A 26,594-nucleotide genomic window follows, 5' to 3' on the forward strand; every position below is an offset into this window, starting at 1 on the left:
TATTTGATTACACTGCGCCTTTGTGGTCTGACTTTGGAAGAGTAAATGTGACTGTGGTTCCAGAATCAGGCGTGCTCTGCAGGCTGATTTTTCCACCATGGGCCTCTACAATGCCCTTGCATATTGACAGCCCCAGTCCACTCCCGCCCTTTTCTCTGGTAAGGGATGCATCCGCCTGGTAAAACTTGGTGAAAAGCTTGGACTGTTTGTCATATGGAATCCCAGTGCCGTTGTCTGATACGCTGATTTTGATCTCGTTTGGCAGGTCTTCTGAGTAAATTCGTATTTTGCCTGTTCCTGGCTTGACTGCCTTGAGGCTGTTTCGAATCAAGTTTGTTAGGACTTGAGTAATTCTGTCCGAGTCGTGAGGTGCCATAATGCTTGCTACCTCGTTTGTTACTGTTATTCTGTCTTCTTCTAACTGTGGATGCAGTGTCTGAATTGACTTGTCAGCAGTGGCTCGTATGTCTGCGTTTTCCTTTTTCATCTTGAGCTGCCCCAGCTCTAGCTTTTGCACATCAAGCAGGTCTGAAATCAACTGTAACAAAGACGACGCGCTGGACTTGATAATTGATATTCTCTCCTTTTGCTTGTCTGTTAGGTCTCCTAGGTGGCCTCCAAGCAAAATGTCAGCGTATCCGCGAATGGGCACAAGCGGTGTTTTTAGCTCATGCGTGATCATTGCAAGGAATTCATCTTTTGCAGTGTCAGTTTTCCTCGCCTCTTCCTCTTTTGCGCGGATTGTCTCTGACATGGTGTTAAAACTAGATGCAAGATCACCGATTTCGTCTTTTGCAGAATATTCTATTTTCTGACCATACACACCTTCCCTGACTTTGGACAGAGCGTTTGTGATGGTCTCAAGCGGGCTCAGTGACCTTCGTATTGTAAACAATACCATGACAAATATTGCAATGTCTGCGCCAATTACTGCTTGTGTGATTATCTGGCCCTGGTCCCTTCTCTCAATTCTGTCAGCATTCCACATGTCTAACACCGAATCAATTGAGCCTAAAAGTGACTGTCTCTGGTTGTTAATTCGAGCAATTGGGTTGTCAAGATCATCGGAATAGAGAGACTTTGTCTCTATTGTCTTTATTCGCAATTCCACGGATTCCCATAACAAGTCCAGCTCTTCAAGCGAGTCCGAGTTTTCTCTGGGAATGGGTATTAGCTCTTCTGATTTGATGTTGGTTCCACTCAAGTCAAGGTCGTTTAGGGGTAGCTGGAGCAATTTTCTAATTCCTGCGTCAAATGTTATTCTCGCCTTGTGCAGGTTTTCCTTTGCTTCTTGTTCCTGCCCCAGTGATACCAATAATGTGTTCTGTCCTATTATTTTTGCAGTCTCACGTAATTCCGCCGCAATCTCTCTGTGTCGGTTATAGTTTCTATCAAGCAGCTCCAAGTCGCGTGTTAATCCATCTGACACTAGAATCAATTCAGTGTTTTTTTCCAAGACATAGTTTACTGCATTTACCACGTCCTTGTTGTACAGCGATGTTGCCTGGATCTCTACGGCATCTGCTCTGTACTCTTTCCAAATCTTGGTAACTCTCTCATAGTCTGGTGTGATGTCTGCAGGTATTGGGGCGACTACCTGCCCCCTAATTGTACCTCCAGTCTTTAGTGTGAGCAGCACAGAGTCAAACTCTGCTATCTCTTTTTCAAGTATTGGTCTGTCGCTTTCTTTGCCATTTGCAATGGAGCTTGCCAGGCCTGCGATTGTTTCCACTTTGGCCTTGAGGTCTCCTACACGAATAATGGAATAGGATTCGTTTGCAGTTGTGGTCTGTGTGCTGTATAATACAAACAGGTTAAAGAGAGCGACACCGATTAAAACCCCGATTAGCAGGTATGTCTTGCTAATTATCTTCAATGGACTGCCTGACCTCTAATATGGTATAAAAACCACGATTAAAATATTGTTAGTGATGTCTGAAGAATTCTTACGCGTAGCGCGTCAAGAGGTAAGCGAAGACATTGCCGGAATTGGTAATTTGCTTCAAAGCTGTAAAACCGACTCGGATGTTACAAAAAACGCATCAGAAATAGAAAAACACGTTCACAAAATAAAGGGCCTTGCGCCAATGATGGGCCAAGAACAGATAGGCAACATCGCAACCCTACTGGATAAAATCCTCAAAACAATGCTCTCAGGCAATACGGTGCCACAAATACATCAAACCATGGTTCAATCGCACAAGTTCATGAATGATACCATGAACGGCACCCCTGACGGCTATGATTCCCTAGTGTCGCAGATCCAAGCCACACACAAGGATTTGATTTAATCGAAATTCTCTTAAGCTATAACCATGTGGCTTGGTTAGAATGGCTCGAGTTATGATAGCGGACGATTCAGACGCTATACGAATGGTGCTCCAAGATATTCTGTCTATTGGGGGGCATGAAATTGTAGCCGAAGCACAAAATGGGGCAGAGGCGGTGGAAAAATACTCACAGGCAAACCCAGATGTGTTATTGTTGGATCTTGCAATGCCAAAAAAGGACGGGCTAACAGTAGTAAAAGAAGTAATGGCAAACCATCCTGACGCAAAAATCATCTTGATTACTGCAAGTGACAATCAAAATGTCATAAACGACTGCATAAAACATGGTGCCAAGTCGTTTATCTCAAAGCCGTTTGACTTTGATCATGTTTTAAAACTAATTACTGAAGTGACTGCCTAGCGAGTCCAGCTGTATCCCCTGCTTGTCAAAAGCTTGGCATGATCCAGCTTGAACTTGTCGTTGCATCGAAGGCACAGGTATTCCAATAGAATCTCGGCAAATATCTCACCGCATCCGTTGCACGAGTACATGTTTTCCTGAACCCGATAATCCACACCAAAAACCTTGATCAATTCGTGACATTTGGGGCATTTGTCGTCTGTATATGTGGAAGAAGAGGTGACGTTTCCGCATTTGTAGTGCTCTATGATTTTGTCTTGCTTAAAGTTGGTGCCCCTACATTTGGGACAGTGAAATGTCTGCGCCACCCGCACGGAGCTACATCTTGGACATGCAACCTCCTTTATGTCGTCTATTTGTAGTATTTTTTTGTCTGCAATCAGTTTTTTTATTATTGGTGTAACTTCTTGTTCATCTTTTCCTGTTTGCTGTTGGATTCTCAAAAGGCTGATCTGAGTCGAGCTTGAGAGCAGTTTTTCAATCAGCTCGCTTGTCCCAGCATCTATGCCTTGGGTTTCTTCCATTTTGAGCGTCTCTATTATCTCTTTGATATTTTCTAGTCTGATTGGCTTTGGCAGATATTGGTATGCGCCTTGGGCAATCACATCTTTTATGGAATCTTCCGTTTTCTCACGTGCTGTTTCTATGATGATTTTGACGTCGGGTCTGATGGTGAGCATCTGTGTCATAATGGAATATCCAGTCATGTCTGGCAGGTTGTAATCTAGAAACACCAGCGGGACCTTGTTTGATTCTACTAGTTCCTTAAACGACTCTATTCCGGTTTTGCCGTTTTGACAATGATGGATTTTTTTGAGTCCTAATTTGTTTAGAAATTCTTTGAGCAAAATGCCGACTGCTGGACTGTCTTCTATAATTAGTATGTCTTTGTCTTCTATTGCCGACATTGTTTTTTTGATTTCTATCTGGTATGAAAAGTTTAGTTTGTAGTTATGGTTAATAGTGCCAGAGTGTCTTGTGGACTTGTGCCAAAAATAGTTGCAGACACCAGCGTAATAATTAATGGCTATATAACAAAACAACTAGAGTCAAAGTCAATACGTGACGATCTGATAATTCCCATGGCTGCACTGGATGAGCTGCAGGCGCAAGCCTCACAGGGAAAAGAGCAAGGCTTTGTAGGCTTGGAGGAAATAAAAAAAATCCAAAAACTGTGCCAACAAAACAACATCCCAATCCAGTTTGTAGGCCAACGACCAGGCCTTGATGACATACGTCTTGCAAAACATGGACGAATTGACGCAATCATAAAGGACGTAGCAAAACAACAATCTGCAACACTGTACACGGCGGATTATGTGCAGGGCTTGACTGCAGAAGCAGAGGGAATTTCAGTATTCTATCAAAGGCCGGAAAAAATAACCTCAAGCCTTGAGTTTTTGCGATTCTTTGACAACACGACAATGAGCGTTCACCTAAAGGAAAACAACCCCCCTTTTGCCAAAAAGGGAAGGCCAGGCGCATTTGATCTAGTCAAAATAGAAGAAAAAATACTCGATGAGCAATACTTGGAATTGATCACCACGCAAATTCTGGAAGCAAGCAAAATATCAAACGCCGGAACAATAGAAATATCCAAATCCGGCGCCCTAGTCATACAGTATGCAGACTATCGAATAGCAATAACTAGACCGCCGTTCTCGGAATCACACGAAATCACCATAGTACATCCCACCACAAAAATGGCACTGGACCAGTATGGCTTGTCTGAAAAACTAATGGATAGGCTTTCAGACCAGGCGGAAGGAATAATCATTTCTGGGCCTCCAGGATCTGGCAAAAGCACCCTGGCATCAAGCATTGCAAACTTTTATGCCGCAAAGGGAAATGTGGTAAAAACATTCGAGTCACCGCGAGACCTCCAAGTCGACAAAAATGTAACTCAATACACCAAGCTGGAGGGAAGCTTTGAGAATTCAGCAGATATTTTGTTGCTAGTCAGGCCGGATTACACAATATTTGATGAAGTGCGACAAAGGGATGACTTTAGGGTGTTTGCCGACTTGAGGCTTGCAGGGGTGGGAATGGTCGGCGTGGTTCATGCAAACATGCCTCTTGATGGAATACAGAGGTTTATTGGCAAAATAGAGCTCGGGATGATCCCAAGCGTAATTGACACTGTAGTGTTTGTAAAAGACGGAAGCATTGCCAAAGTCTATGATTTGGAATTAAAAGTCAAGGTGCCATCAGGAATGGTTGAACAAGACTTGGCAAGGCCTGTAATAGAGATTGCAGACTTTGAGACCGGCACACTAGAATATGAAATCTATACTTTTGGAGAAGAAAACGTAATTGTTCCGGTAACGGAAGGCACAGAAACCAAGTCTGGCGTTTACAAGCTAGCTACAGAAAAAATCAAAGAAACAATACGACGATTTGATCCAAATCCGCAAATCGAGGTCCTATCGGACAACAATGTTAGAATCAAAGTAAAAAAAGACGCAATTCCGTCACTGATAGGAAAGGGCGGCACTACCATTAATGAGATGGAAAAGATACTGCATGTTCACATCGATGTGCAGGAAAAAGACTCACAAGAACCGTTCTCAGAGGGTTCCGGACATGGAATATCGTTTGATTTTTCCGAATCAAAAAACACTTTGCTCTTTGAGGTAAACAAGCGTTACAGCGGACAGCTTGCAGAACTATACGTCAAAGACCAATATGTGACAACGGCAAGAGTTGCTAGACACGGAAAAATCAAACTATCCAAGCGTTCCGATGCGGGAAAGGCATTATCACGATCGGCTTTTTCAAAAAACGATATTGATATTATGATTAAAGATTCTTGAATCCTTCAAGGATTTTCTGATTTGACTTCAAATACGCGATGAACTTTCGTAGCTGCTTTATGGTTTTTGGATTTAGGTGATGCTCTATTCCCTCGGCGTCCTGATTTGCAGTCTCGTGCTCTATTCCAAGTATTTCAAAAAACTCTAGTAGGATTCCATGTTTTTGTCGTATTGCGTCTGCAACACTGTTTCCCTTCGCGGTTAGGTTTATTCCATGATATTTTTCGTATTTGAGATAGCCGTTCTCATCTAATCTTTGCAGCATCTTGGTGACGCTTGGCGCACTGACATTCATGTAGCGAGAAACATCAAGCGTTGTGGCGTATCCCTTCAGCTCGACAAGCTCTGATATTACCTCCAAATAGTCCTCCATTCTGGAAAGATCTGATTTTGTGGACTTGTGGGCAACCTTGATTGATTCTAATCGTATCTCGCCTTTTTTCTTCAAATTGCTTTGTGGTATGTTGCGGCTCTTATAATCAAATTGGATAATTGGTTTTTAACGACCATTTGATTTTGTAATTTCGTGGCAAGCCGCGCTCAGGTCCTAATACCAATTGGAATAGCTGCCGTAATAATTGGCGTTGTGGGAATGCTGTCGATACCCAAAGACGTCAAGCTAGAGCAGACTGAATTCCCGCGAGGCATAATCAAAATCGATGATGTCACACTCCAAGTCCAAATTGCAGACACAAAACCGCTTCAAACGCGGGGCCTGATGTTCCAAGAAAAATTACCCTATGACCAAGGAATGCTCTTTATCTTTGAAGACCAGGGAATTCGCTCAATGTGGATGCTAAACATGCAATTTTCACTAGATGTCATGTGGATTGATGCACAAGGAAATGTAGTCCATATAGAAAAGGACACTCAGCCTTGCAAATCCGCACTTGAAACAATGACTTGCACATTTACAAATGGAAACGGTGAAGAAGCAAAATACGTGCTTGAAGTGACTGCTGGATTTGTAGACAAGTTTGGCATAACAGAAAACTCCAAGTTGGAAATAATCTCGGTCTAGCAAAGGCTTATCTGTAGTTGTTCAATTTTATCAAAAAACGATGAAAAAAATAATCACAATTGCATCTGCTGGAGCAATTGCAGTGGTAATTGGTTTAATTGTATTCTTGCAAACTCCTGCGACAGAACCCGTACTGGAAAAAACCGAATCCAAATATGTTGAAGTCAATTTATTATTAAAACAAAAGCTAGTAGAACACCAAATCAAAATGTCATCTCCAATCAAACTCTCTGAACCGGACGATGTCGAAAAATATTGCTCGTTTTTCACATCTGAAGAAAAGCAACAACTGGTTCAATATTGCACTTCGACTGAATTAAAGGATCAAAATGATGTCTTTCTTGGAAACATTCACATGGTTGGCACCAAGGATGAGCCAAAAATCGTACTGGCGTTAATTCAAACCGACAACTCTACATCACAACTTGATTCAGTCAAGTCTGTCTTTGCAATAGTATCGGATAACGTCGTCTGTGATTGTTGGGCACAACAAAAGCCTGGCGGCCTTGACAGTATTGGCCAGTGGGTGGATGGCCTGTACCAATTCCACCAAGGAAACGTCAAGCCGCACAGCAAATCAAATCCTGTTTTTCTTGATGGCAAATCCATACAACTAGAGATAACTACGAATGAAGCGGGTTATCTTTGGCAGTTTTTTATATACTCCTAGTTTGTCCGTTTTGAACAGACAGTACGTTATTATTTCATCAATGTCAGTGAGTTTGGTTTGGGGGAATTGGAGTCTGTAGTAGAGCCTAGAATTTCGGATCCATTATTATCAAAAATTACAAAACTGGAAAAAGAGAGGCAAGATCTGATCCAAAAAACCTCATCCCAAAACCGCATGATTATAGCATATGAGAGAAAACTATCCCAGTTTGACGCAATCAAAGAACAGCGTGACTGGCTCTTAGAAGAAATGACTAAGAAAATCAGCGAACTGAGTCACTTCCAGACAGAACTATTCAAGGCAGAGCGATTATCTGCAATAGGAGAAATGTCTGCCCGATTGGCTCACGACATGCGAAATCCTCTAACAATAATCAAAAACTCTATTGAGCTAGTCAAGCTAAAACATGCTGAGCAGATTCCGTCTGATTTGTATCGACTGTTCATTTCGATAGAAAATGCTTCATCCAGGTTGGTTTTTCAGCTTGATGATGTTCTTAATTTTGTTAGAAGCTCGCCTCTTGATTCCACATCAAATTTTCTGTCAGATATATTGGAAGAATCCCTATCTGAAATTGTCATTCCGGATCAAATCACAATACAAAAACCAACAAAAGATGTTTCATTGTTCTGTGATGCCGAAAAAATAAAGGCAGTATTTACAAATCTGATTGTCAATGCAATTCAGGCAATGGATAATTACGGCAATATTACGATACAATTTGGAGAGACCGACACCGAAGTAACGTTTACGGTTCAAGATTCCGGCCCAGGCATACCTGATTCGGTACTTGAAAAGATCTTCGAGCCTCTCTTTACCACAAAATCGCGTGGAACAGGACTTGGACTGCCTGCAGTAAAAATGATCATACAGCAGCATCAAGGAACAATAAGTGTCTCTAACAAGCCGACTACATTTCTAGTTGTTCTGCCAAAAAAATCCAACTAGGACAAGATTCAAAAACTAATTCAATCCTATAGCAAAAATGTTTGAAAATCTGTGGCTAATCCCACTTGGCTTTGTGGCGGGTGTGATTGGATCTATTGTTGGTCTTGGGGGTGGAATTGTAGTCGTCCCAGTGTTGACAATTCTTGGTATTCCTCATACTGTTGCGTCCAGCAGTAGTCTGTTTGCAGCATTCAGCAATTCCGTAGCATCCACAGCTTCATACGCAAAGCAAAAACGAATTGACTACAAAAGTGGACTCCGTTTAGGATTGTTTTCTATTCCAGGAACAATCCTTGGCGCAATTTTGTCTGGGCAGGTAACATCAGATGTCTTCAAGATATTGTTTGGTGTGGTTCTTGTTGCATCGTGTTACTATCTGTTTGTTAAGAGAAATTTAGGATCCCAACAAGGTAATATTTCTGCAAAAATGTTGACAGTGTCTTCTGGAGCTAGCTTTTTTGCAGGAATTTTGTCAAGCTTTTTTGGGATTGGGGGTGGAATTATCTTTGTCCCATTAATGATAATTGGACTTGGAATTGCAGTCAAAAACGCTACTGCCACATCGCAATTAATTTTGTTGTTTTCATCAGCTGCCGGAATGATAACTCATGCTTTGCTAGGTCATGCTAATTTTGAATATTCTGTTTTATTGTCAATAGGTGCATTTGCAGGAGGTCTAGTCGGTGCAAGACTATCTCTTGAAATAAAAGAAAACAAGATTAGGATTCTAATAATATTAGTCATTTTGGCTGCAGCGATCAAGCTTTTCTTGGACGCACTTGGTATTTGATTAAGGATATAATCAGGTGTCTTGATTATTTGATATGGTAAAATTTGATGGAATCAGAATGCAAGAGCTGATCTCAGTTCAAGATCCAGACAAAGACGGCGGCATCACCTTGGTATTTCAGGGAAACCGATTTTTACACATCAAAATCAAGGATGGCAAACTAGAGACAGTTTCCGTTCCAGAATGAATTATCTTGGCGGCTCTTTTTTAATTCTGTACAGGTTTTTCTTTGCTATTACAACTATGTCGCCGTTCTCCTTTTTACCTTCAAAATCAACTACTATGATGCCGAATTCATCGTCTTGGTCTTTTTTGTCTGATATTGTATATTTAATTTTGAGAATTTCGTCTATGTACAGTGGTTTTAGGAATCTGGCATTTCTGTTTTCCCAGCCTGGGTCGCCATCCATTCCGTATAACAAAATCATGTTTCCATAGATCTGGCTTAGCCTGGTGAATTCGCCCTCCATCCTTGCGATTATTGCACGGCCTGAAACAATACTGCTGTATTCATCGTCATCAAATATTGTATTTTTTATTCTGGCAAACGCCAAGTATGATTCAAGTTCTTTTTTGGAAAACGTGCATGTGGAAAAATACTCGTCTCCTACTTTGAGATCGGAAAATTTTTTCATCTAGTCTCTTGTCTCGTCAACACAGAATATTACTTCTGATGATCTTCGTGCAGGATCGGTGACAAAGTAATTCAATGCATTTGCAATTTTTGAATTGTCTCCGTCTTTTCCATCGATGCTTCCAGGCAAGACCAAAAATGATCTGATGTTGGATTTGAGCACGTCGCTTAACTCTTGGTTTACCGTGGTTGCAAATGGTCTTAGTGCTCCTCTGAATACTTCTACTCGTGCTCTGTCTGCGCCAGAAACCTTTGGTCCTGCTGGTAGGTCTGGGCCTATTACCATGACTGTTGCTTTTGCACCCTTGTACAACCTTGGGTCTTTTTTGCCCCCGGGAACAAATGTTTCAAGGGCCGTTTGGATTACTGTTGCTGGCGTGTTTATGAACTTGTCAACCAGACCGTCCCAGCTATTTCTTGATAATTCGGTGATTTTGAGGTTTGATGGGACTTTGCCTGTCATGTATACTAGAGTGGATAGTTTTCCTACTGTTTTTGCAGTGTTTAGCCATCTCTGTACCTCGGCTTGGTTTGTGAAATCAATCACGTGACTATGGAATTTTGAGCTAATCGAGTCTTGCAGTTCTTTTGGCGCAGAATTTGAGATAAAGCATACTGCCTTTCCACCATTTTTCTCTATATGCTGTGCCAAAAATTCCGCCCTCTCAGAGTCTTGCTTGTCTGTTGCGTCTATTGCAAACACTACTACTTCTGATGCAAAGCTTGGTTGTGCATGTGGTGTAGTGGTTGCAATATGTGGTTTTACTGGATAAAAGACTCTGTCTCCTGGGATTACTTTGCCGTTTAGAATTTTTCCAATGTCATCGTCTGCAAGTGTGAGCACTGTCTGCGCTACCTGCGTCTGTGATAGAAATTGCTTGTCTGCAATCATAAACGATGTGTTCTTTTGAACTTTTTCTGCAATCTCTTGAATTTTAGCAAGAAGCTTTCTTAGGGTATCTGCAATTTTTTGCACGTCTCCGCCTTTTACTTTGACAACTGCTTCGGCGGCCTTTGTGATTCCCTCACTAGTTGTCTTTTCATCTTCTCCAAGTAAGCCGACAATGTCCTTGTTTGCAATTTCTACTTCAGATGGGGTCAGATCCTCAAACCCACTAACTCGTAAAAATTCGGCTGCAGCCTTTGGATATACTGTTTTGTAAATTCTGTCGGAGTGAACCGGCCCCGGGTTTGTTGCAATCGATACTATTCCTTTTTCGACTAGCTCCCACGACATTGCCTCGGAAAGTCTGTTCTTTGCTCCCTGTGCTGCAGTGTAGGGACTACGGAAACGATATGGTCTTTGTTCATATGGTTTTTCTTCTGTAAAGAATGTCGAAATTGTTACAATCTTTGCACCCGGCTTCATCACCTTGAGTGCCTGAACTGACGTCCAAAATGTGCCAGTCAGGTGTATTCCGACTGCACTTTTGAATTCGTCTAGTGGTGAATTTGCAAAACACGTGACTGGTCCTGAAACGCCCGCATTATTTACTACGACATCTACAAACGTTCCTGATTTCTGCAGGCTGTCGTACATTTGTGAGACGCCTGCTTCGTCACTGACGTCTACTCCTGGGAACAGCCAAACTTTGGCATTGCTTTTTACACGATTAATTATCTCGTCTAAGATCTTTTTTGTATCTTCTAGGGGTTCTTTTCTTCTGCCTAAAATTATGATGCTTGCACCGTTTTCGGCAAACAATTTTGCAACTGTCTGACCAATACCCGTACCGCTACCGGTGACTAGAACGACTTTATTTTGAAATTTTAACATGGATCTGACATTTGACTTGTATTATTTATGTGGATCAATTCGATATCAAATCTTTACTAAAAGGGGGATTTTTCACCCTTAAACTAGAGATTTTGTATATGTTGATAACTTGTAATTTTATTCATAATCTGACTTGTTGAAATCAAAAATTCACTCACGTACTAATTTGTATATCTAATTTGGATTTTCAGTATGGTGTCCACCTATCAACGTGTATATGCGATCAGGATAGTGGCAGACTATGTTGAAACGTGTTTGAATCTCTTTTGTCACTAGATCAGATTCTGCCCCTCTCCACACGTATGGTGAGAAAAACCCTGAGTCACATGATGCTAACAAAAATGAATAATTCTGCTGTTTGCAAAAATTATCTTTGGCAGTAATTACTTCTGCCAGTACTCGTTGATCAGGTGCATTTGGATATTTTCTCATAAAACGTTCAATTTGTTTGAATTCCAATTCGACCTGAGAATAATGTGCATAAAATGCTTCATCTTTCTGTTCATCTTTCCAGTTTGGTGCCGTGTCGGTAGGTTTTGCTCGATCCTTTGTTTGTTGTAATCTTTTGTATTTTTGATTATATTGTGGATAAAGTGTATGCTTGATGTACTTGGCCATGCTATCGACCTTTTTGAGATTTCTTTGAACTTCATGTTCTGGTAGTCTTACATGGATTACGCTTGCCAATAATGCTCTCATTTTGTAGTCGCATGAATTTATGATTGCAACCGCTTTTTCAAAAAATATTCTACGTAGCGAAATATTCATTTTATTATTGCCGATAAAAACATCTTTTACTGCTCTTGATAATACCAAAAATGCTTCTGATTTAACTCTGGGTACGATAATGCCTAATTTGTCCTGTTGTCTTTTTCTAAAAACACTGAACAGCCGTCTTGACTGATCATAATATTGATGTTTTATCGGAATATTTTGTTCCCTGACGTTTGCAATTATACTAGCTGCAACAATAACATTAGTGTCAATTGCTACCTTCGGATTCTGCAACGATTATTTCTTGATCTTCTGGTATATCTAAGGTTTTCATTAACTCTGTGAAGTTGGTCTTCCATGTATCGGTATTTATTAATTCCTTATTGGCTTCTGGTTTTTCAATTAGATTAGTACTTACAGCTTTGTTTCTGAGGTCAATGATTTTTCTTAACATGTTATCTATAGAAGATCGGCTTATTGTACTTGATTCTGCAATATCAAGAATATTTTTAATAGTTGGAAATAGAATTAATGAGTCTTCTGCAATTTTTGGATTGTCTTTCATTATTTGTGAATTTTTGAATCTATCTTCCACTCTATCTAAAATTAATTCTACGTTTCGTGCAGCTTGATAAAAGTAAAAGCTATCATTATTTGGATTTTCTAACCATTTGGCTTGGATTTGGTTTATTGTTTCACGTAGCTTCTTGAAGAGATTTAGGATAGAAAGATCTACTTTACCCGTGTTTTCCATACTATTTAGTGAATCTTCAATCTCTTGAAATAAGTGGGGATTCGTCATTGGGGATCTACTACCTTTTTCCTGCTATTATATTGTTTTTCAAATAGATAAGGCACACCATCAATATTCACACCTGATATTAAACAAAATTACCAACTATTATTTGGGCTTTCATTAGACTATTTTAAGATTAAGCAACACTAATCCCTTTGAGTGTTCAAAACGCACAACATTGAATCGCATGTTCATACTTTACGTGCCTCTATGAAAGTAAATGTTCCATTTTCGTAATCTTCGTAGATCTCAAAACCTTCCTGCTGTAGGAATTGACGTATTTCTTTCAATCTACCATTAACTGCATGTGATGTTTCTGAAATGAAAAGAAAGCCATTGGTAGCTAGGCATCTTCTTGCTTCTTTAATGTAGTCTTGCCAATTTCTACTCATTAGAGAAAGAGAAAACACTATGACATCCAAGCTCCCGTCGTGTAATGGAACTGATTGTAGATCACAAGAAGTAATTCTTTCGCTAATAGCAACATGATCAAAACTGTGGACCCTGTCTCCTACTGATTCCATGATCATTGCCTCTCCACATCCAAAGTCACCAATCTCGAGTCTTGGTGATAGCTCATTGAGTCGTTTTATCCAATGTTCGTATGGAATGATGCTCCAAGTTTTTCTCGCCTCACGATATTGTCTATGATATTCCAACCACTCTTCAGGATTTTTTAAGAATCTAGCATGGGTTGTTTCAGAATTTTCAGTGTTGATCCTTTGATTAAACTTCTCAAAATCTCCATACTTTTTGATACGTTGCTCTACTTGAACCGTAGAAAGTTCCACGTTAAGATCAGGTCTCCTTACAGTAGATATTTCGCCCCTTTCCAGTCGTTCAAGCCATCTAACAGCTTCTGTTGTAGCCTGTTCTGGTGAGATTAGATTCTTTTCAGGAAGTCTGCCGTCTACAGCACAGTCAGCAAGTGTTTTCTTGAATTTTATTCTGTCAAGCTTGAGCTGATCATACGGATAACCAGCTATGCTAGCTTTAATGATGTACACATGAACGACATCTTTTATTTGACCACGTCTAACCAATCTTCCAAGTATCTGTTGATATTGTGCGTTAGTCCAAGGTAATGTGTTCAAGATTAATCGATTACAGATCTCCTGTAATCCGTCTATTCCCGTAGAGATTGGTCTTGATGCAATCAACACTTGTACTTTTCTAGCAAGAAATTGCTTGAGACCGCTATGATCAGAGCCAGTATGACGAGCAAATGAATAGCCTGCATCACGTACCGCTAGTGATATTTTTTCTATTATTTTTTCAACATATTCAGTATAGATTATCGTTTGACCTTCGATTAACTTGACAATTTCAGGTATTCTGGAATCTGTCAGAATTTGTTCTATTGATAACGGGTTACTTTTCAGCTGCTGTATTGTAATATTTGATGGTCGTGGAACTTCGACATCAACAGTTTTTGTATCTAATTGTATTGGATATTCAGGTAATTCTCTAATTGAAACATTGGATAACTTTTCGTACAGAGTTACAGCATTTGGAATAGTCGGTCTGGTTGCAACATCATCAAAGACTTTACCTGTGATGAGTTCTAAGAGCGATCTCCCTTCTTGAAGATTATTTACTACTGGAGTTGCAGATATTCCAAGAACCTTCAAGTTTGGATTTCTTTTTCGTAATTCGGTCATCAAACCATCCAAATTCTGTCTCCTTGCACTTACATTAGCGTCTCGAATCTTTGAGAAATGAATCTCATCAAGTACTACAAAATCCACTTTCTGTTGTGCCAAGTTAGAAATGAGATTTGGTGAATAGGGCTGATTGAATTTATCATAGTTGAGAATTGCGTATTTGTATTTTGTCTCATCATATTTTACAAAAAACGAGTCTTTCCCAGATATTATCTCTGAATTAGGAAAGATTTCTAGTGTTTGATCTTTCCAGTGTTCTACCACATTATTAGGGCACACTATGACAGTGAGTCTGCTGTCTAATACACGGCTTGACAGTACTGCAGACAGAGTCTTCCCAGAGCCAGTTCCAGAAAAATTCCCAAATGAATTTTCTCGAGTCATCTTGTATGCAACGTATAATTGCATTAAAAGAGGTGACTTTGGAAACGAATATTCTTCTGGAATTTGCAAATTTTTCATTCCATTGTAATCGGTCAGGAAGGTTTGAACTACTTCATCATGAAATTTGTTCCCGTTTGTACCCTCATTTTTTATCTTGTTGACAGTTTCCATTTCATTCCTGAAGGCGTTTTTCCAGAGCTGGGCAAGTGAATAATTGACATAGAATTTCATAGCTTCTTCATCCACGTTAATTGATTCGAGAAAACTTGTGTGTTTGAAGATGTTTTCTACGGATTCAACTGGTTTGTATTCAAGAGGGTCTGAATCATCAATTAGATCCGCCAATTCTTCAATATTTGCAGCAGAAATTTCTTCATTGGTATCAGCCATGGGTGAATTGATTTCTATTATCTGTGAAAAATCTGGAGGTAACTCATAATCTGAATTTACATAATCTTCTATAGCCTCCCTGCCAGCTTTTGTTTTGATAGCTTTAAGCATATCTTTAAAAAATTGATTATGTCTGTTACCTTCTCCGAGATTCAATAATCCCTTTCGATTGAGAAATGAATAGAGTACAGCTTCATCCCATTGGTAAATTATGCCGCTTTCAATCAATCCTTTCAAAAGGGATTTTATTTTATCAACAGACCAGCGACCATCGTCGTCTTTCCCGAGCCAATCTGTATAGCTGATCCATTGATCTCGGTAGGTCGCCTGAGGATTTCCGGGGATGTTTGAAGGTCGTTTTGTGCGTGAATAGTTGTACCATTCAGTAGCATTTTTGAGATTAAGGGATCTCACGAACTTTCTAGCATCATCGAACGGTAAGAATTTTCTATTCTGATGTGCTACTGTGAAAGTACCGAGCCAATCGCCAAAACCCCGCCATTCTTTTCTGTAAGTGTTATTTGGATTTCCTGGGATATCGATTGGTCTGGCTCCGGATTTTGACCATTCTTTCCATTCTCTTCCATTTTTTAGTCCGAGTTTTCTTGCGAATTCCCTCGCATCCTTGAATGAACGATATTTTCTTTTGCTTGGTGCTATTGCGTTTGTACCTAGCCAATCGCCAAGACCTTTCCACTCACTTCCATAGACTAACTCAGGAGTAGATGGTATGTCTGGTGGTTTTTTACCAGATTTTTTCCATTCTTTCCACTCAATGTTATTTTTTAAACCTAAACTATGAATGAATTGTTTTGCTTCCTCATATGATCGAAGTTTTCCAAATTTATTTCGTTGAGGATAAAAATTAGTCCAATCCGACCAGCCATTCCAAGTGTCCTTGTAAACTTTATTTGGATGGCGAGGGATATGTGCAGGTCTTTTACCAGAATCACAAAAAGAGTGCCAAGATAGAGAACCAGATAATTTGAGAGTGTGAACATATTTCCTAGCATCTTCAAAACTAAGAAATTTACCCTTACCGCCTTTTTTTGTTACTCCTAACCAATGTTTCCAGCCTTGCCAATTGCGTCTATATACCGTGTTGGGAGAGACTGGTATGTTTGCTGGTTTTTTACCTGAATTATAATATTTTCTCCATTCAGCTTCAGTGTTTAAGTTTAAACTCGAGACATACTTTCTTGCTTCATTAAATGGTAAAAATTCCTGTGCTGAGTTTCTTTTTGCTGTGTATCCTAACCAGTCCTCAAAACCCTTCCATTCATTACGATAGACTTCATTTGGACTAGTTGGAATATCCCTTGGTTTTTTCCCTGATTGTGCGTACTTGATCCATTCTCTTGCTGATCCAAGCTTTAATGTTCGAACAAATCTTCTAGCATCATCAAAACTACGGTACGTCTTTTTCGCACACAATATTTTCTAGATCGTAATTTAGTATAAAACAGATCCTTTACAATAAGCAACAATTATTTGTTAATTAGCGGTTGCAATACCTTTTAGAATTACATTCAAATCTCTAGTTGACGCATAATCGTACTGTATCTCAATCTCGTTCTCAGTAAACACTTGATACCATCCTCCCGGATCTACAAATCCTTCAAAATATTCGTCAGGCGGAACCACTGGATCATATTCCTCTTTGTGAATTTCAACTAGCTTGACTTGGCAACAAGGACAGAGATTAGTTTCGGGCTCTTTTTCCAATTTTAGTTTGCCATATGATAAAGACCCAGTCCACACCAAACTCCTAAACCTCTTCTTGATACCACAATGCGATAACAAATAACAAAACGTCTGAAATATCGAGTCTCGAGTTCCTTTGTATTTTATAAACCACCCATGTTTTTTTGCTACAATACCGATTCTTCCCTGAATTTCACCAAAGCAGACAAGATGAAAATGAGGTGAGTAATAGTATTGCTTACGCTCAGGTTTCTTTAACCTAAATGGGTGGAATATGACAGCTGCTCCATAAACACCCAACTCTTTTGCAATCATGGTCTGTTTTTTCTTCAATTTCTTATACGGCAGACTATAATCAGATCGGGCTACACTCAGTACCAAATGAAATGGTTTCCTTTTTGACAGTCTAGCATACTTTTCAACTCTTCTTGTAGAACGATTAGACTGCCTGATAATCCATTGATAATAACAGATTTTACAAATTGGACGATAGCAGGAGCTTTTGAACTGTTTAACAAATATTGTATCACCATAACCACGTTTTTTATGATTCATCGCATTAAGACAGCCTTTCTGTTTCCATATTCCACAATCACAATGTGGTTCATCTGTTGCAGGAAATCTCCAGCCATCATATTCCATAGTTAGCCAGTTTGTACTAAGCTGTTGCTGTTCTACAAAACTTTGAATTGTAACCCTTGCGTGATACTTGTCTAGTTTTGAAGCTTGAAATTCAGTTTGCTCAGAGGGTTTCGATATAATCGCTTTATCTTGGGGAAATTCAGGATAACGTCATTCATGGAGGTAAATCCCTGAATGGCACAAACTGCCATGTTTACGTAGCTTTTGCTTAGTCCTTTCTGCTTGATCTCGTAGACATAATCTTCAATCATGGTTTGTAGCTTCTTGGGCTCGATCGATAAGATGGACTCGATTGTTCTTAACTTGTAGTGTTTTTGGAAGAGTTTAAGCTGGTAATCGTACTGTTTTTTGGTAGCTTGAGAGCCGATTGTGTCATAAAAGATCCTCAGGGCTCTTGATTCAGGCATGGTTTTTGATACCATTACTACAGTTTAAGGGTGGATCCTAGACAGTTTAATCTTTATTTGTGGGTACCAAAACACCAAAAACATGCATGATACAGAATCTGACACATTCACCTATGAGACATGGCCAGAAAAAGTATCACACATGCTAAAGACTATTGGTGTTGAATCTTCTGCCAAAGAGCAAGGAACAGATTCTGTAGAGCAAGGCGATTATTCTAGCAGGGTATTTTCACAGACAACAAGAATGGTCACAAATCGCGGCGTTGTTGAACTAAAAAATTCTAATATCGACGTTATCCAAATAATCCAAAAAGGTTAAGAAAAATGCAAGATCCACTAGTTTCTCATTGGGGCGCTCAAGACAGATTTCAGGCTCACTTTATCGTCAAAATAGAGACACCAAATCCATCCAAGTATGTGGCAAGAACAATCCTGAAAACATCTGGTCATTTTAATGGCAAAAAAGTCGAATCTGTGAGCTGGAATGGTGGTTTGCTTGCTGAAGAACTAAACAAAGACTCTGCACTAAATGAACTAATTGCACAACAATCCATCAAGGATGCTAGCATCTACGTCGATCCGTCAAACAACGGAGTTAGAATTTACAGCAAGTGGAAGAACTCTCACGAGTTCAAAATCACAAAAGACATGTATGCAATTTACAACAAAATTGCAGAACACGTAAAGAAAATCTAGGCACGCCACCAATCAAGTGCCAAATAATTCACTTTATCAGCGCCCGGTATTGCCAAGATAAAGTGTTTTTTTACACTGGTTGCAAGTCTTCCAGCCAACACAACTCCAGTTGATGTTACTGCGTCTGTCTTGTTGTGTACCTGAACCAAGTATGGTGCATGATCAATTCCGGGGCCTCTCTGGTACACTGCGAAATCGCAACCAAATTTTATCCCCGGATTTACGATGTAGTTTTTGTCCCTAAAATCTTTGTAAACTTGATATTTCCTGTCAAAATTATGGTATTCTTTTCTGCAGATCTCCAATAATTGCGGCTTTGTTATTTTTTTCTTTGATTTGTGAATTACCAACTGATCTTTTTCTTGAAGATAGAAACCTTCTATCAAATCCAGAATTAATGGGACGTCGATTTCCTCCGGCTTTGGCTTTGCCATGCCTATTGGCTTGCCATAATATGATTCTGAGAAAAGTTCTTTTGATTTTTTTACATCCCAGACAACAATTCTATTTTCTACAAGCTCGCCATGCATTGTTACAAAAAATGATTGTGTTTGGGTATAAAAAGTTGGATTATAGACTCAACGCGAGCAGAATGAAAGAGTCCGATACCTGCTGACATTTGTCTGACATTTCCTCGATTCCCTGAATCACGTCTTTGACCAGCAACAGCTCTTTTGTGTTTGAAATCTCATCGAGTGCTTTGATTATTGTCTGTCTGTATTTTTTGTCTATTTCACGTTCTATTTTTTGGGTTTCTTGGGCAAGCTCGATTGCGTTCGCAGTGTTTGTATTAAGACCCCTCACAATTTCGTTTAGTTTGTAGACTTCGTCAACAAGTAATTCGATCAGATCGGAGATGTCTTCATCTATTTTTGCACTCTTTAGTGTAGCTGGTTTTATGTTTGATAAATTGAACGCAATTCCAGTGATGTAGCCTGCAATCTCATCCATGGTGTATGCCGTGTTGAGGAGATTTTCTCTATTCATTATCAACCCACCAACATCAGCCACTTCTCGTGTAATTTTGCGTCGAAGGTTTTCTACCTCTTCTTCAATGCTGGAAATTTGTTCGTTTACTGTCTTGATTCCTGCCTTGTCTTTTTTCATGATCAATGCTGGAAGAGTTGCTAGTTCTCTTGCGGCATTTAATATTCTGTTGATTTCGTCTTGCAAAACTGCGATTGCTTTTCGTTTTGCTTGGACCTCTAGTTCTCCACTATACATCCTTCTTGGTTAATTTTAGGTGGTATTAATTAAGCTTGCAAATTTTAGACTTCGGATACATTTTGGGTTACCTTTTTCTGATTTTTGTATAATGTGATTACTTCCTGATCCGTGGACGCGTCTTCTGCAGCTTTTTCCATGCGAATTTTGCCTGTGAACTTTGGAAATCTCAAGGCAAGTCCGCTTCCGGATCTGATTGAATCCTTTGCAGTCATGTGTACTGGACTGAGCGTTATTTCTGATGCCACTATCTCAATTACCAGTTCTGGCTCAAACCATACGTCAGGTTCCATTCCGCTTTCTATCCTTGGGTTTTTCCTGAGTGTGACTTTGTCTTGTAGTATCTGATAGAATTGGTCCAAGTTTTCATCTGTAAATCCTGTTCCTACCTTACAAATGCTCTCAAAAACATCTCTATCTGCATTGTATGAGGCCAAAAGAAGTGTCCCATATTTTCCAGTCCTACGGCCTTTTCCAAAAAATGCCCCAATTACGACTAGATCCAAACTGTCTCCAAGCTCGTTTCTGTATTCGCGTTTTAATTTGAGCCAATTGCTTCCCCGTGCCCCTGCTCTGTATGGGGCATCAAGCGCCTTGAGCATCAACCCTTCACACCCTGCATTAATCCCATTTTCCAAAAAATCCTCAATTTCATTTTCAGTGTGAACTGTGGTCTGTGTGACTATCTTGGTATAGTCGTCTTCGGCTGTTATTCCCTCAAGCTTTTTTCGTCTTGTCCTGTATGGCTCATTTAACAGGTCTTGACCATTAAGATACAACACATCAAATAGGTTTACTGTGATTGGATATTTTTCCACGATCCTGTCTATGTCGTATTTTCTTCGCCGATGCATTAATTCCTGAAATGGGAGAAATTCTCCAGAATCTAGATTTATTGCGACTGCCTCTGCCTCTAGTATGACGTCAGTTGTTTTTAGTGCCTTTGGGACATTTTCCAAAATGTCTGGATAATAACTGGTGATGTTTTCCAATCTTCTGGAGTACAATATCATGGTATTGTCTTTATAGTGAATCTGAACACGTTCACCGTCAAGCTTGTATTCTGCAGCAAATCCTGTTCCAAGTTTTTCAACTGCTTCAGATTCTGATTTGACTCGTTCCGCAAGCATTGGTCGTATGGGGCTGAAAACTTTGACATGAAAATCCTTCAACCCGTCCAGTCCTTTGCGTGCAATGGTTTCAGCAACCCTTCCCAAATCAGATGATACGTTATATGCTGCTTCTAATTTCTCTCTGTTTTCCTTAGAGCCAGTAAATGATATTGCAAGTGCGTCCATTACTGTATTGTCTGCAATTCCTAGGCGCAGTGTGCCCATTGCTATTTTTAGTATGAATTTTGCTTCCTGAGGAGTTGCATCATTTAGCAGACTAGAAACATATTTCATTTTCATGTCTTGCGAGCGCGGTCCTTCCAGTTTGGCTATTTTGTATAGTGTTTCGTATACTCGTTCCGCTGTAATGTCTTGTGCCAAGAACGTGGTCTGGGTTTTTTGTTCTAGAATTTTTGCTGCGGCACTACCTAGGTCTCCATCTTCCGCATAGACAGAGTTTATCTTTTTTATTGGAATCCCAGATGATTTTGCAAGGGCATGAATTGCAAGTTTTTCTGCCAAGCCAAGTTCAACCCCTTCAAAGTCTGGGCGCAGCTTGCCTTGAATTAGATATACCATTTTTGAGATTGTCTCCTGCGGTGTTTTTTGGAACAATTCTACCAAATACTGAGTAAGCTCCAATCTCTTTGTGGTGGCACTCATTTTTTCAAAAGTATCTGCAATCTCTGAAAACCGCATTGGATAGAGTTTTGCACTCTCAGATAAAAGCCAGCCGTTTGACTATTCTACAAGTGAAGGTTTGCTTTTATTTTCAGTGCAATTGTTTTGTTGTTCTCACCGATGATTCTGTTAAAGTGTGAAATCTCATCCTCATTTAGAAACCTCTTGTTTCTCTCCAAAAATCCATCAAAAAATACCCCACTGATGTATCCGACGTACAGGCCATATGCTACGTCTACCAATGATCCTGTTTGGGCTGGGGATTTGACATGGGCTAGAACCATACTTGGATAGTCCAGAGCGTAGCTGATAATGTCGTTTAGGTGTTTTTCTTCGATTACGTCTAGTGGCAACTTGATAAATTGACTTATTTTTGCTATTTAGAACTAGTGCTCAAATAATTTTAGATGTATCTGAAAATTGTTTTCTTGTCAGTATCCTTAGAGTCAGCCACCATTGCAAAGTTAAACATTGGATAGTTTGACTTGTACTGCTTCATAAATGACCATGCCACATCGTGGTTTCTAAATTCAGTCCTGATTCCTTCTAATTGGATCTGTTGACTGTTAATATCAAATACGATCACGTTGTATTTTTTTGGTCTGCTGTGAGGCCTTGCCTTCATGAACCACGTAAATGCAAAAATCAGGACTGATGCCAGTATGAAGGCACTGGCGACCTCTCGGAAAAATCCCCCTACGGCGTTTGGTATTATTTGACCAAAGACAGAAATGAAAATGTTAGTTACGATCCCAATTCCAAAGAAAAGTAGTTCCCTAGTTGAGTTTGGCATAGTTAGTTAGCCTCGTAATAGCACTTAACCTTATTGATGTTTATTTGGCCTAGTCTGGGTCTTCGTAGTTTTTGTTACCTGCTGACTTGGCAGTGGATCCCATGGGCTTCATCTTCTTATGCAAACCTTCGATTACAGCTTTGTATCCTTCAGCATATTCTAGTTCTGCTGGAACCAGTGTTGCTGGGTGGATGAATCCCTGACTTCTCATTGCAAGTGCTTTTTGTGTCGCAATGTTTCTCACATAGTCCCAATCTGGAGTCGAAAATCCATCAAACGGCCCTGTGAATTTGCCGTTATGCATTGAGAACACTAGCGCTTCTATGATGGGTATGCAAAAGTCAATTGATGCTGCAGTGTTTATCTTAACTGGCATCAATGGCATGTGGTGACTGCCCCTTGTATTGCCAGCTACATAGTGTGGGTTGTTGAAAACACTTCCTAGCTCTTCTGTTGCAGGAAAGTTCTTTTGTGTTCGCACTATGGCGATCGGGTCATCTTTTCCTACATATGTTCCTGCAATGTTGTGTAACCTGTCAGTTGATAATGATGCGATTGGCTCGCCAGATTTTGTGTATACTGAAGAAATCACATATCTGCCGGGATACATTAGCGCTGCCTCCAAGACTGGTTTGTCTTGCCAAAGCTCTAACTCTGCAATTTTTCCCTCTTCCACATCCATTATGTTGAATTTTACTCCTGCAGCAAGTGATTTGTTTACAATTAATCCTGTGTTTGATAGTGCATCCACAAATAACCTGTAAAATGGATAATTGAATGCGCCTGGCTCTGTCTTGTCTGCCGCTAAAACAGTAAATGCCTCATTTGGCCTTTCCTCAAATTCTAATTCTGCAACTCCCGGCCCCATACCTTTTACGTTTCCTGAAAATGAATCCTTTAGAAGATCTTGGCCTGCACCGTACAATCCTTCGGACTTTGCAACCCTTGTGCCTTCTTCAAATGCCTTCCATGCTAATCCGTGAATTTCAGCATTATCTGTGCCCTTGGTATGGGACATGATAATATGCACGTCGTCGCCTGAATATCCTATGTAGTGATCTAGCAACAAATTGCCGGCATTTTTGATTGTCTTTCTTACAGCATCCAGCAATCCATCGCTTGGTCTTGTGTGACCGCCAATTCCGCCAACATCAGCTTTGATTGCAGAAACTGTAACTTTCACAATTTCAGACTTTGATTACTTTGATTTATAGTATGTGAGTATTGTTTTGTCAATTTTTTTTACAAAACCCAACTGATCAAAAAAATCCAAAAAACAACAAAAAGTCTTGAAAAAATCGTAACGGTAATAAACCCCTCAGAAGAGGTACAAACACATGGCAACAAAACCACACTTGAACTTGATCGTAACAGGTCACATTGATAACGGCAAATCGACCACAATGGGACACTTCTTAATGGATATGGGTCTTGTAGACGAAAGAACCATTGCATCACACGCAGCAGAGTCTGAAAAGACCGGAAAAGGAGATACTTTCAAGTACGCGTGGGTTATGGATAACATTAAAGACGAAAGAGAAAGAGGTATCACAATCGATCTGGCTTTCCAGAAGTTTGAAACACCAAAGTACTTTTTCACTCTGATTGACGCACCAGGTCACAGAGACTTTATCAAAAACATGATTACCGGAGCATCTGAAGCAGATGCTGCAGTTCTAGTCCTTTCAGCAAAAGAAGGTGAAACAGATACTGCTATTGCTCCAGGTGGACAAGCAAGAGAACACGCATTCTTGCTCAAAACCCTAGGTGTAAACCAACTAATCGTAGCAATTAACAAGATGGATGACAGCAACTATTCCGAGGCAGCATACAAAGTTGCAAAGGAAAAGGCTGAAAAATTAATCAAATCTGTAGGTTACAAACTAGAAAACGTCCCAATCATTCCAGTATCTGGATGGAAAGGAGACAATCTGGTAAAGAAATCAGAAAACATGCCGTGGTGGACTGGAAAGACACTATTGCAAGCGTTCGATGATTTCACAAACCCAGAAAAGCCAATCGGAAAACCACTACGTGTTCCAATCCAAGACGTCTATACCATCACTGGTGTAGGTACAGTCCCGGTAGGAAGAGTAGAAACTGGCTCATTCAAACCAAACGATAAAATCATTGTAATGCCATCTGGCGCAACCGGCGAAGTCAAATCAATTGAGACCCACCACACTCAGCTAGAAAAAGCAGAGGCAGGTGACAACATTGGCTTCAACCTTCGAGGTGTTGAAAAGAAAGACATCAAAAGAGGCGATGTCATGGGTCACCCAGACAATCCACCAAAGGCAGCCAAAGAATTCAGAGCACAAATTATTGTAATTCACCACCCAACAGCAGTAGCACCTGGTTACACACCAGTAATGCACGCACACACCGCACAAGTTGCAGCAACAATCACAGAATTTGAAGCAAAAATTAACCCTGCAACAGGTGCAGTTGATGAACAAAATCCAAAATTCCTCAAAGTCGGAGATTCGGCAATTGTAAAAATTCGACCAGTACGCCCAACATGTGTTGAGACATTCAAAGACTTTCCAGAAATGGGACGCTTTGCACTTCGAGACATGGGCGCAACAATTGCAGCTGGTATTATCAAAGATATCACTGAAGAATACAAGCCATAAGTCTGGTTTTTGTCTTGACTCAATCCGCCCGCATAAAACTGACAAGCACCAATCTTCCTAAACTCGACGGCGTTTGCACAGAGATTATGGGCATTGGAGAGAAAACAGGAGTCAGGGTCAAAGGTCCTACACCATTGCCCGTAAAGCGACTAAATGTGGTTACGAGAAAATCACCATGTGGCAATGGAACTGAAACCTATGAAAAATGGGAAATGAGAATGCACCGCAGAATAATTGATCTTAGCGCTGATGATAAAGCAATACGACAGTTAATGAGACTAAAAATTCCAGACGATGTTTATATCGAGTTGTCATTAAAGTAGGATTAGAAAAATGTCGGAAGAATCTACTCCAATTGATGCACCAGTCGAAATGGCACCAGCAACTGAAAAGTTTGATGTTATTTACAAATGCCTTCGGTGCGGAACAAACGTGACAAATACCGAACTCACAAGACTCCCTGAAATAAAATGTATTTGTGGTTTTAGGGTATTTACCAAAGTAAGACCCCCAATCGTTAAAACACTGCAAGCAGTCTAATCTTTTCTATAGCTGTGATGTTTCTGCAAGTGTGTTCGCATATCTTGCATATTTGTAAATGACTCATTACATGCTTTGCAGTCGTAAGGCAGCTCATTACCGTGCACAATTTGCTTGTGCTGCATTAATTCTTCTTGTGAAGCAAATTTTTGATCGCATTTGTCGCAGAGGTTACCTTTTCTAAATATCATCTACGGGATTCCTTTTGCTCATCCCAGCATTTTCGGCATAATTGACCCTCTAGTTTCCATTCGTTTTTTGGATTATATCTAAAGAAACTAAGTCGTGTACCGCAGGCTGAACAAAATTCTTTTTTCTGATTAAAATCAATTTCTTTAGAGTCAAAGCACTTTTTACACAACAATCCTTCCATGTCCCACTGCCAACGCGGCTCCCACAAGTCTGTTATTTTTTGAACAATTCCACAACTAACGCATTTTTGCTTAAATGTGCCGTTGTAGTACTGCTCCATTGTTTTCATATAGCAATCAGTGCAGAGAGGATTTTGCACATTCCATTCCTTTTTTGCCTTGTGTTTGTGCGTGGTCTCTTTGTTACACAGGGTGCATGTCACTGGTTTTTTATCAAAAATGCCCAATAGGTATCAATAAACTGGATCTTTTAAAAAATGTAATCATAAAAAGAATAGTAAAAACCTTAGATTTCTCTTAGGATCTTTTCTACTGCTTGTCCTGCATCCACCATGCCATTGAGTTTTGCAATCTCTTCTAGCTTTTTGTATTGGTCTGCAGTCAAGCAAACTGGCATAGTTCTTTTCGCCATAATGAATAGTGCCTTACTAATTTTATATCCTTTGCGTTCATAACGATGATCGAAAACGATATGAAACAATATTTGCCTGCAGTA

At 40.0% G+C, this 26,594-nt stretch carries 31 protein-coding genes; 13 read left to right on the forward strand and 18 right to left on the reverse strand.

Translation table 11 applies throughout. The annotated features are described in order from the left end of the window. Positions 1 to 7: 7 nt before the first annotated feature. Positions 8 to 1,876 carry a sensor histidine kinase gene (locus NAQ_RS01535; protein WP_100181925.1) on the reverse strand — a complete coding sequence of 623 codons (1,869 nt, stop codon included), beginning with the start codon at positions 1,874 to 1,876 and terminating at the stop codon, positions 8 to 10. Between the two features lie 55 nt (positions 1,877 to 1,931). Between NAQ_RS01535 and NAQ_RS01540 the strand changes: the two genes are divergently transcribed. Together NAQ_RS01540 and NAQ_RS01545 are read left to right on the forward strand one after the other, a co-directional pair. After that, complete coding sequence (locus tag NAQ_RS01540) at positions 1,932 to 2,291, forward strand: Hpt domain-containing protein (RefSeq protein WP_100181926.1); 360 nt, start codon at positions 1,932 to 1,934, stop codon at positions 2,289 to 2,291. A 40-nt stretch (positions 2,292 to 2,331) separates the two neighbouring features. Next, positions 2,332 to 2,691, forward strand: coding sequence for a response regulator (locus tag NAQ_RS01545; RefSeq protein WP_100181927.1), 360 nt, complete (start codon positions 2,332 to 2,334; stop codon positions 2,689 to 2,691). Here the strand turns inward: NAQ_RS01545 and NAQ_RS01550 are convergent. Next, entirely contained in the window at positions 2,688 to 3,599 is a 912-nt protein-coding gene (locus tag NAQ_RS01550; RefSeq protein ID WP_100181928.1) for a TackOD1 domain-containing metal-binding protein, read from the reverse strand. The genes NAQ_RS01545 and NAQ_RS01550 overlap by 4 nt on opposite strands. Positions 3,600 to 3,677: 78 nt before the next feature. On the opposite strand from NAQ_RS01550, the gene NAQ_RS01555 reads away from it, so the two are divergent. After that, positions 3,678 to 5,504: a PINc/VapC family ATPase gene (locus NAQ_RS01555; RefSeq protein ID WP_100181929.1), complete on the forward strand. Its 1,827-nt coding sequence runs from the start codon at positions 3,678 to 3,680 to the stop codon at positions 5,502 to 5,504. Here NAQ_RS01555 and NAQ_RS01560 read toward each other — a convergent pair. Then, positions 5,491 to 5,877, reverse strand: a complete 387-nt coding sequence (locus NAQ_RS01560) for an iron dependent repressor, metal binding and dimerization domain protein (protein WP_100183387.1) — start codon at positions 5,875 to 5,877, stop codon at positions 5,491 to 5,493. The two genes, NAQ_RS01555 and NAQ_RS01560, sit on opposite strands and share 14 nt — an antisense overlap. Before the next feature lie 153 nt (positions 5,878 to 6,030). Between NAQ_RS01560 and NAQ_RS01565 the strand changes: the two genes are divergently transcribed. The 5 genes from NAQ_RS01565 to NAQ_RS09985 all read left to right on the forward strand — a co-directional run bounded on the left by NAQ_RS01565 (position 6,031) and on the right by NAQ_RS09985 (position 9,120). Further along, a complete protein-coding gene (locus NAQ_RS01565) occupies positions 6,031 to 6,525 on the forward strand; it encodes a DUF192 domain-containing protein (protein WP_100181930.1) in 495 nt (164 codons plus the stop codon). A gap of 40 nt (positions 6,526 to 6,565) precedes the next feature. Further along, positions 6,566 to 7,195 carry a hypothetical protein gene (locus NAQ_RS01570; protein WP_100181931.1) on the forward strand — a complete coding sequence of 210 codons (630 nt, stop codon included), beginning with the start codon at positions 6,566 to 6,568 and terminating at the stop codon, positions 7,193 to 7,195. A gap of 66 nt (positions 7,196 to 7,261) precedes the next feature. Further along, complete coding sequence (locus tag NAQ_RS01575) at positions 7,262 to 8,143, forward strand: sensor histidine kinase (protein WP_162858565.1); 882 nt, start codon at positions 7,262 to 7,264, stop codon at positions 8,141 to 8,143. 37 nt (positions 8,144 to 8,180) lie between these two features. Next, positions 8,181 to 8,933, forward strand: a complete 753-nt coding sequence (locus NAQ_RS01580) for a sulfite exporter TauE/SafE family protein (RefSeq protein ID WP_100181933.1) — start codon at positions 8,181 to 8,183, stop codon at positions 8,931 to 8,933. A 34-nt stretch (positions 8,934 to 8,967) separates the two neighbouring features. Further along, positions 8,968 to 9,120 carry a hypothetical protein gene (locus NAQ_RS09985; RefSeq protein ID WP_162858566.1) on the forward strand — a complete coding sequence of 51 codons (153 nt, stop codon included), beginning with the start codon at positions 8,968 to 8,970 and terminating at the stop codon, positions 9,118 to 9,120. Position 9,121: 1 nt separating this feature from the next. Here NAQ_RS09985 and NAQ_RS01585 read toward each other — a convergent pair whose 3' ends face one another. The 7 genes from NAQ_RS01585 to NAQ_RS01615 all read right to left on the reverse strand — a co-directional run bounded on the left by NAQ_RS01585 (position 9,122) and on the right by NAQ_RS01615 (position 18,045). Continuing rightward, the gene (locus NAQ_RS01585; protein WP_100181934.1) at positions 9,122 to 9,568 is read right to left on the reverse strand and encodes a hotdog family protein; all 447 of its coding nucleotides are present in this window, start codon (positions 9,566 to 9,568) and stop codon (positions 9,122 to 9,124) included. After that, positions 9,569 to 11,344: an SDR family oxidoreductase gene (locus tag NAQ_RS01590; protein WP_100181935.1), complete on the reverse strand. Its 1,776-nt coding sequence runs from the start codon at positions 11,342 to 11,344 to the stop codon at positions 9,569 to 9,571. 174 nt (positions 11,345 to 11,518) lie between these two features. Next, positions 11,519 to 12,352 carry a hypothetical protein gene (locus NAQ_RS01595; RefSeq protein ID WP_100181936.1) on the reverse strand — a complete coding sequence of 278 codons (834 nt, stop codon included), beginning with the start codon at positions 12,350 to 12,352 and terminating at the stop codon, positions 11,519 to 11,521. Continuing rightward, positions 12,327 to 12,812, reverse strand: a complete 486-nt coding sequence (locus NAQ_RS01600; RefSeq protein ID WP_162858567.1) for a hypothetical protein — start codon at positions 12,810 to 12,812, stop codon at positions 12,327 to 12,329. The genes NAQ_RS01595 and NAQ_RS01600 overlap by 26 nt, the downstream gene beginning before the upstream one ends. Positions 12,813 to 13,045: 233 nt before the next feature. Beyond that, a complete protein-coding gene (locus NAQ_RS01605; protein WP_100181938.1) occupies positions 13,046 to 16,726 on the reverse strand; it encodes an integrase repeat-containing protein in 3,681 nt (1,226 codons plus the stop codon). A gap of 60 nt (positions 16,727 to 16,786) precedes the next feature. Then, a complete protein-coding gene (locus NAQ_RS09990) occupies positions 16,787 to 17,329 on the reverse strand; it encodes a hypothetical protein (protein WP_162858568.1) in 543 nt (180 codons plus the stop codon). Between the two features lie 380 nt (positions 17,330 to 17,709). After that, positions 17,710 to 18,045 (reverse strand): site-specific integrase, encoded by a 336-nt coding sequence (locus NAQ_RS01615; protein ID WP_100181940.1) that lies wholly within the window; start codon positions 18,043 to 18,045, stop codon positions 17,710 to 17,712. 82 nt (positions 18,046 to 18,127) lie between these two features. Between NAQ_RS01615 and NAQ_RS01620 the strand changes: the two genes are divergently transcribed. Then, positions 18,128 to 18,364, forward strand: coding sequence for a hypothetical protein (locus tag NAQ_RS01620; RefSeq protein WP_100181941.1), 237 nt, complete (start codon positions 18,128 to 18,130; stop codon positions 18,362 to 18,364). Between the two features lie 5 nt (positions 18,365 to 18,369). Further along, entirely contained in the window at positions 18,370 to 18,741 is a 372-nt protein-coding gene (locus NAQ_RS01625; protein ID WP_100181942.1) for a hypothetical protein, read from the forward strand. Here the strand turns inward: NAQ_RS01625 and endA are convergent. From endA to NAQ_RS01655, 6 genes are read right to left on the reverse strand one after another with little or no spacing between them, the layout of a single operon-like run. Next, positions 18,738 to 19,271: a tRNA-intron lyase gene (gene endA / locus NAQ_RS01630; protein WP_100181943.1), complete on the reverse strand. Its 534-nt coding sequence runs from the start codon at positions 19,269 to 19,271 to the stop codon at positions 18,738 to 18,740. The two genes, NAQ_RS01625 and endA, sit on opposite strands and share 4 nt — an antisense overlap. A 40-nt stretch (positions 19,272 to 19,311) precedes the next feature. Beyond that, on the reverse strand, positions 19,312 to 19,965 hold the full coding sequence (locus tag NAQ_RS01635) for a DUF47 domain-containing protein (RefSeq protein WP_100181944.1): 654 nt from the start codon (positions 19,963 to 19,965) through the stop codon (positions 19,312 to 19,314). A gap of 44 nt (positions 19,966 to 20,009) precedes the next feature. Next, positions 20,010 to 21,776: an ATP-dependent DNA ligase gene (locus NAQ_RS01640; protein WP_100181945.1), complete on the reverse strand. Its 1,767-nt coding sequence runs from the start codon at positions 21,774 to 21,776 to the stop codon at positions 20,010 to 20,012. A 47-nt stretch (positions 21,777 to 21,823) separates the two neighbouring features. Continuing rightward, a complete protein-coding gene (locus NAQ_RS01645) occupies positions 21,824 to 22,111 on the reverse strand; it encodes a hypothetical protein (RefSeq protein ID WP_100181946.1) in 288 nt (95 codons plus the stop codon). 50 nt (positions 22,112 to 22,161) lie between these two features. Continuing rightward, the gene (locus tag NAQ_RS01650) at positions 22,162 to 22,551 is read right to left on the reverse strand and encodes a hypothetical protein (RefSeq protein ID WP_100181947.1); all 390 of its coding nucleotides are present in this window, start codon (positions 22,549 to 22,551) and stop codon (positions 22,162 to 22,164) included. A 49-nt stretch (positions 22,552 to 22,600) separates the two neighbouring features. Next, positions 22,601 to 23,734 carry a fructose-1,6-bisphosphatase gene (locus tag NAQ_RS01655; RefSeq protein WP_100181948.1) on the reverse strand — a complete coding sequence of 378 codons (1,134 nt, stop codon included), beginning with the start codon at positions 23,732 to 23,734 and terminating at the stop codon, positions 22,601 to 22,603. A 154-nt stretch (positions 23,735 to 23,888) separates the two neighbouring features. Here NAQ_RS01655 and tuf point away from each other — a divergent pair, with 154 nt between their 5' ends. Genes tuf through NAQ_RS10455 form a run of 3 tightly spaced genes read left to right on the forward strand, consistent with a single transcriptional unit; the run spans position 23,889 to position 25,727 of the window. Further along, the gene (gene tuf, locus NAQ_RS01660) at positions 23,889 to 25,187 is read left to right on the forward strand and encodes a translation elongation factor EF-1 subunit alpha (RefSeq protein ID WP_100181949.1); all 1,299 of its coding nucleotides are present in this window, start codon (positions 23,889 to 23,891) and stop codon (positions 25,185 to 25,187) included. 14 nt (positions 25,188 to 25,201) lie between these two features. After that, a complete protein-coding gene (rpsJ, locus tag NAQ_RS01665; protein WP_048187687.1) occupies positions 25,202 to 25,510 on the forward strand; it encodes a 30S ribosomal protein S10 in 309 nt (102 codons plus the stop codon). 49 nt (positions 25,511 to 25,559) lie between these two features. Further along, positions 25,560 to 25,727, forward strand: a complete 168-nt coding sequence (locus tag NAQ_RS10455; protein WP_420887503.1) for a TFIIB-type zinc ribbon-containing protein — start codon at positions 25,560 to 25,562, stop codon at positions 25,725 to 25,727. Here NAQ_RS10455 and NAQ_RS01675 read toward each other — a convergent pair. Together NAQ_RS01675 and NAQ_RS10380 are read right to left on the reverse strand one after the other, a co-directional pair. Continuing rightward, positions 25,724 to 25,918, reverse strand: a complete 195-nt coding sequence (locus tag NAQ_RS01675; RefSeq protein ID WP_100181951.1) for a C2H2-type zinc finger protein — start codon at positions 25,916 to 25,918, stop codon at positions 25,724 to 25,726. The two genes, NAQ_RS10455 and NAQ_RS01675, sit on opposite strands and share 4 nt — an antisense overlap. 466 nt (positions 25,919 to 26,384) lie before the next feature. After that, the gene (locus NAQ_RS10380; protein WP_256387160.1) at positions 26,385 to 26,510 is read right to left on the reverse strand and encodes a hypothetical protein; all 126 of its coding nucleotides are present in this window, start codon (positions 26,508 to 26,510) and stop codon (positions 26,385 to 26,387) included. Between the last annotated feature and the right edge of the window lie 84 nt (positions 26,511 to 26,594).

The sequence above is a fragment of the Candidatus Nitrosotenuis aquarius genome (assembly GCF_002787055.1).
Taxonomy (GTDB): Archaea; Thermoproteota; Nitrososphaeria; order Nitrososphaerales; family Nitrosopumilaceae; genus Nitrosotenuis; species Nitrosotenuis aquarius.

Excerpts from the sequence above, each read along its gene's own strand:
- NAQ_RS01540 (WP_100181926.1), top strand. The coding sequence starts at position 1,932 with ATGTCTGAAGAATTCTTACGCGTAGCGCGTCAAGAGGTAAGCGAAGAC.
- NAQ_RS01545 (WP_100181927.1), top strand. The coding sequence starts at position 2,332 with ATGGCTCGAGTTATGATAGCGGACGATTCAGACGCTATACGAATGGTG.
- NAQ_RS01550 (WP_100181928.1), bottom strand. The coding sequence starts at position 3,599 with ATGTCGGCAATAGAAGACAAAGACATACTAATTATAGAAGACAGTCCA.
- NAQ_RS01560 (WP_100183387.1), bottom strand. The coding sequence starts at position 5,877 with ATGGAGGACTATTTGGAGGTAATATCAGAGCTTGTCGAGCTGAAGGGA.
- NAQ_RS01570 (WP_100181931.1), top strand. The coding sequence starts at position 6,566 with ATGAAAAAAATAATCACAATTGCATCTGCTGGAGCAATTGCAGTGGTA.
- NAQ_RS01580 (WP_100181933.1), top strand. The coding sequence starts at position 8,181 with ATGTTTGAAAATCTGTGGCTAATCCCACTTGGCTTTGTGGCGGGTGTG.
- NAQ_RS09985 (WP_162858566.1), top strand. The coding sequence starts at position 8,968 with ATGGTAAAATTTGATGGAATCAGAATGCAAGAGCTGATCTCAGTTCAA.
- NAQ_RS01585 (WP_100181934.1), bottom strand. The coding sequence starts at position 9,568 with ATGAAAAAATTTTCCGATCTCAAAGTAGGAGACGAGTATTTTTCCACA.
- NAQ_RS01590 (WP_100181935.1), bottom strand. The coding sequence starts at position 11,344 with ATGTTAAAATTTCAAAATAAAGTCGTTCTAGTCACCGGTAGCGGTACG.
- NAQ_RS01600 (WP_162858567.1), bottom strand. The coding sequence starts at position 12,812 with ATGGAAAACACGGGTAAAGTAGATCTTTCTATCCTAAATCTCTTCAAG.
- NAQ_RS01615 (WP_100181940.1), bottom strand. The coding sequence starts at position 18,045 with ATGCCTGAATCAAGAGCCCTGAGGATCTTTTATGACACAATCGGCTCT.
- NAQ_RS01620 (WP_100181941.1), top strand. The coding sequence starts at position 18,128 with ATGCATGATACAGAATCTGACACATTCACCTATGAGACATGGCCAGAA.
- NAQ_RS01625 (WP_100181942.1), top strand. The coding sequence starts at position 18,370 with ATGCAAGATCCACTAGTTTCTCATTGGGGCGCTCAAGACAGATTTCAG.
- endA (WP_100181943.1), bottom strand. The coding sequence starts at position 19,271 with ATGCATGGCGAGCTTGTAGAAAATAGAATTGTTGTCTGGGATGTAAAA.
- NAQ_RS01635 (WP_100181944.1), bottom strand. The coding sequence starts at position 19,965 with ATGTATAGTGGAGAACTAGAGGTCCAAGCAAAACGAAAAGCAATCGCA.
- NAQ_RS01640 (WP_100181945.1), bottom strand. The coding sequence starts at position 21,776 with ATGCGGTTTTCAGAGATTGCAGATACTTTTGAAAAAATGAGTGCCACC.
- NAQ_RS01650 (WP_100181947.1), bottom strand. The coding sequence starts at position 22,551 with ATGCCAAACTCAACTAGGGAACTACTTTTCTTTGGAATTGGGATCGTA.
- tuf (WP_100181949.1), top strand. The coding sequence starts at position 23,889 with ATGGCAACAAAACCACACTTGAACTTGATCGTAACAGGTCACATTGAT.
- NAQ_RS10455 (WP_420887503.1), top strand. The coding sequence starts at position 25,560 with ATGGCACCAGCAACTGAAAAGTTTGATGTTATTTACAAATGCCTTCGG.
- NAQ_RS01675 (WP_100181951.1), bottom strand. The coding sequence starts at position 25,918 with ATGATATTTAGAAAAGGTAACCTCTGCGACAAATGCGATCAAAAATTT.
- NAQ_RS10380 (WP_256387160.1), bottom strand. The coding sequence starts at position 26,510 with ATGGCGAAAAGAACTATGCCAGTTTGCTTGACTGCAGACCAATACAAA.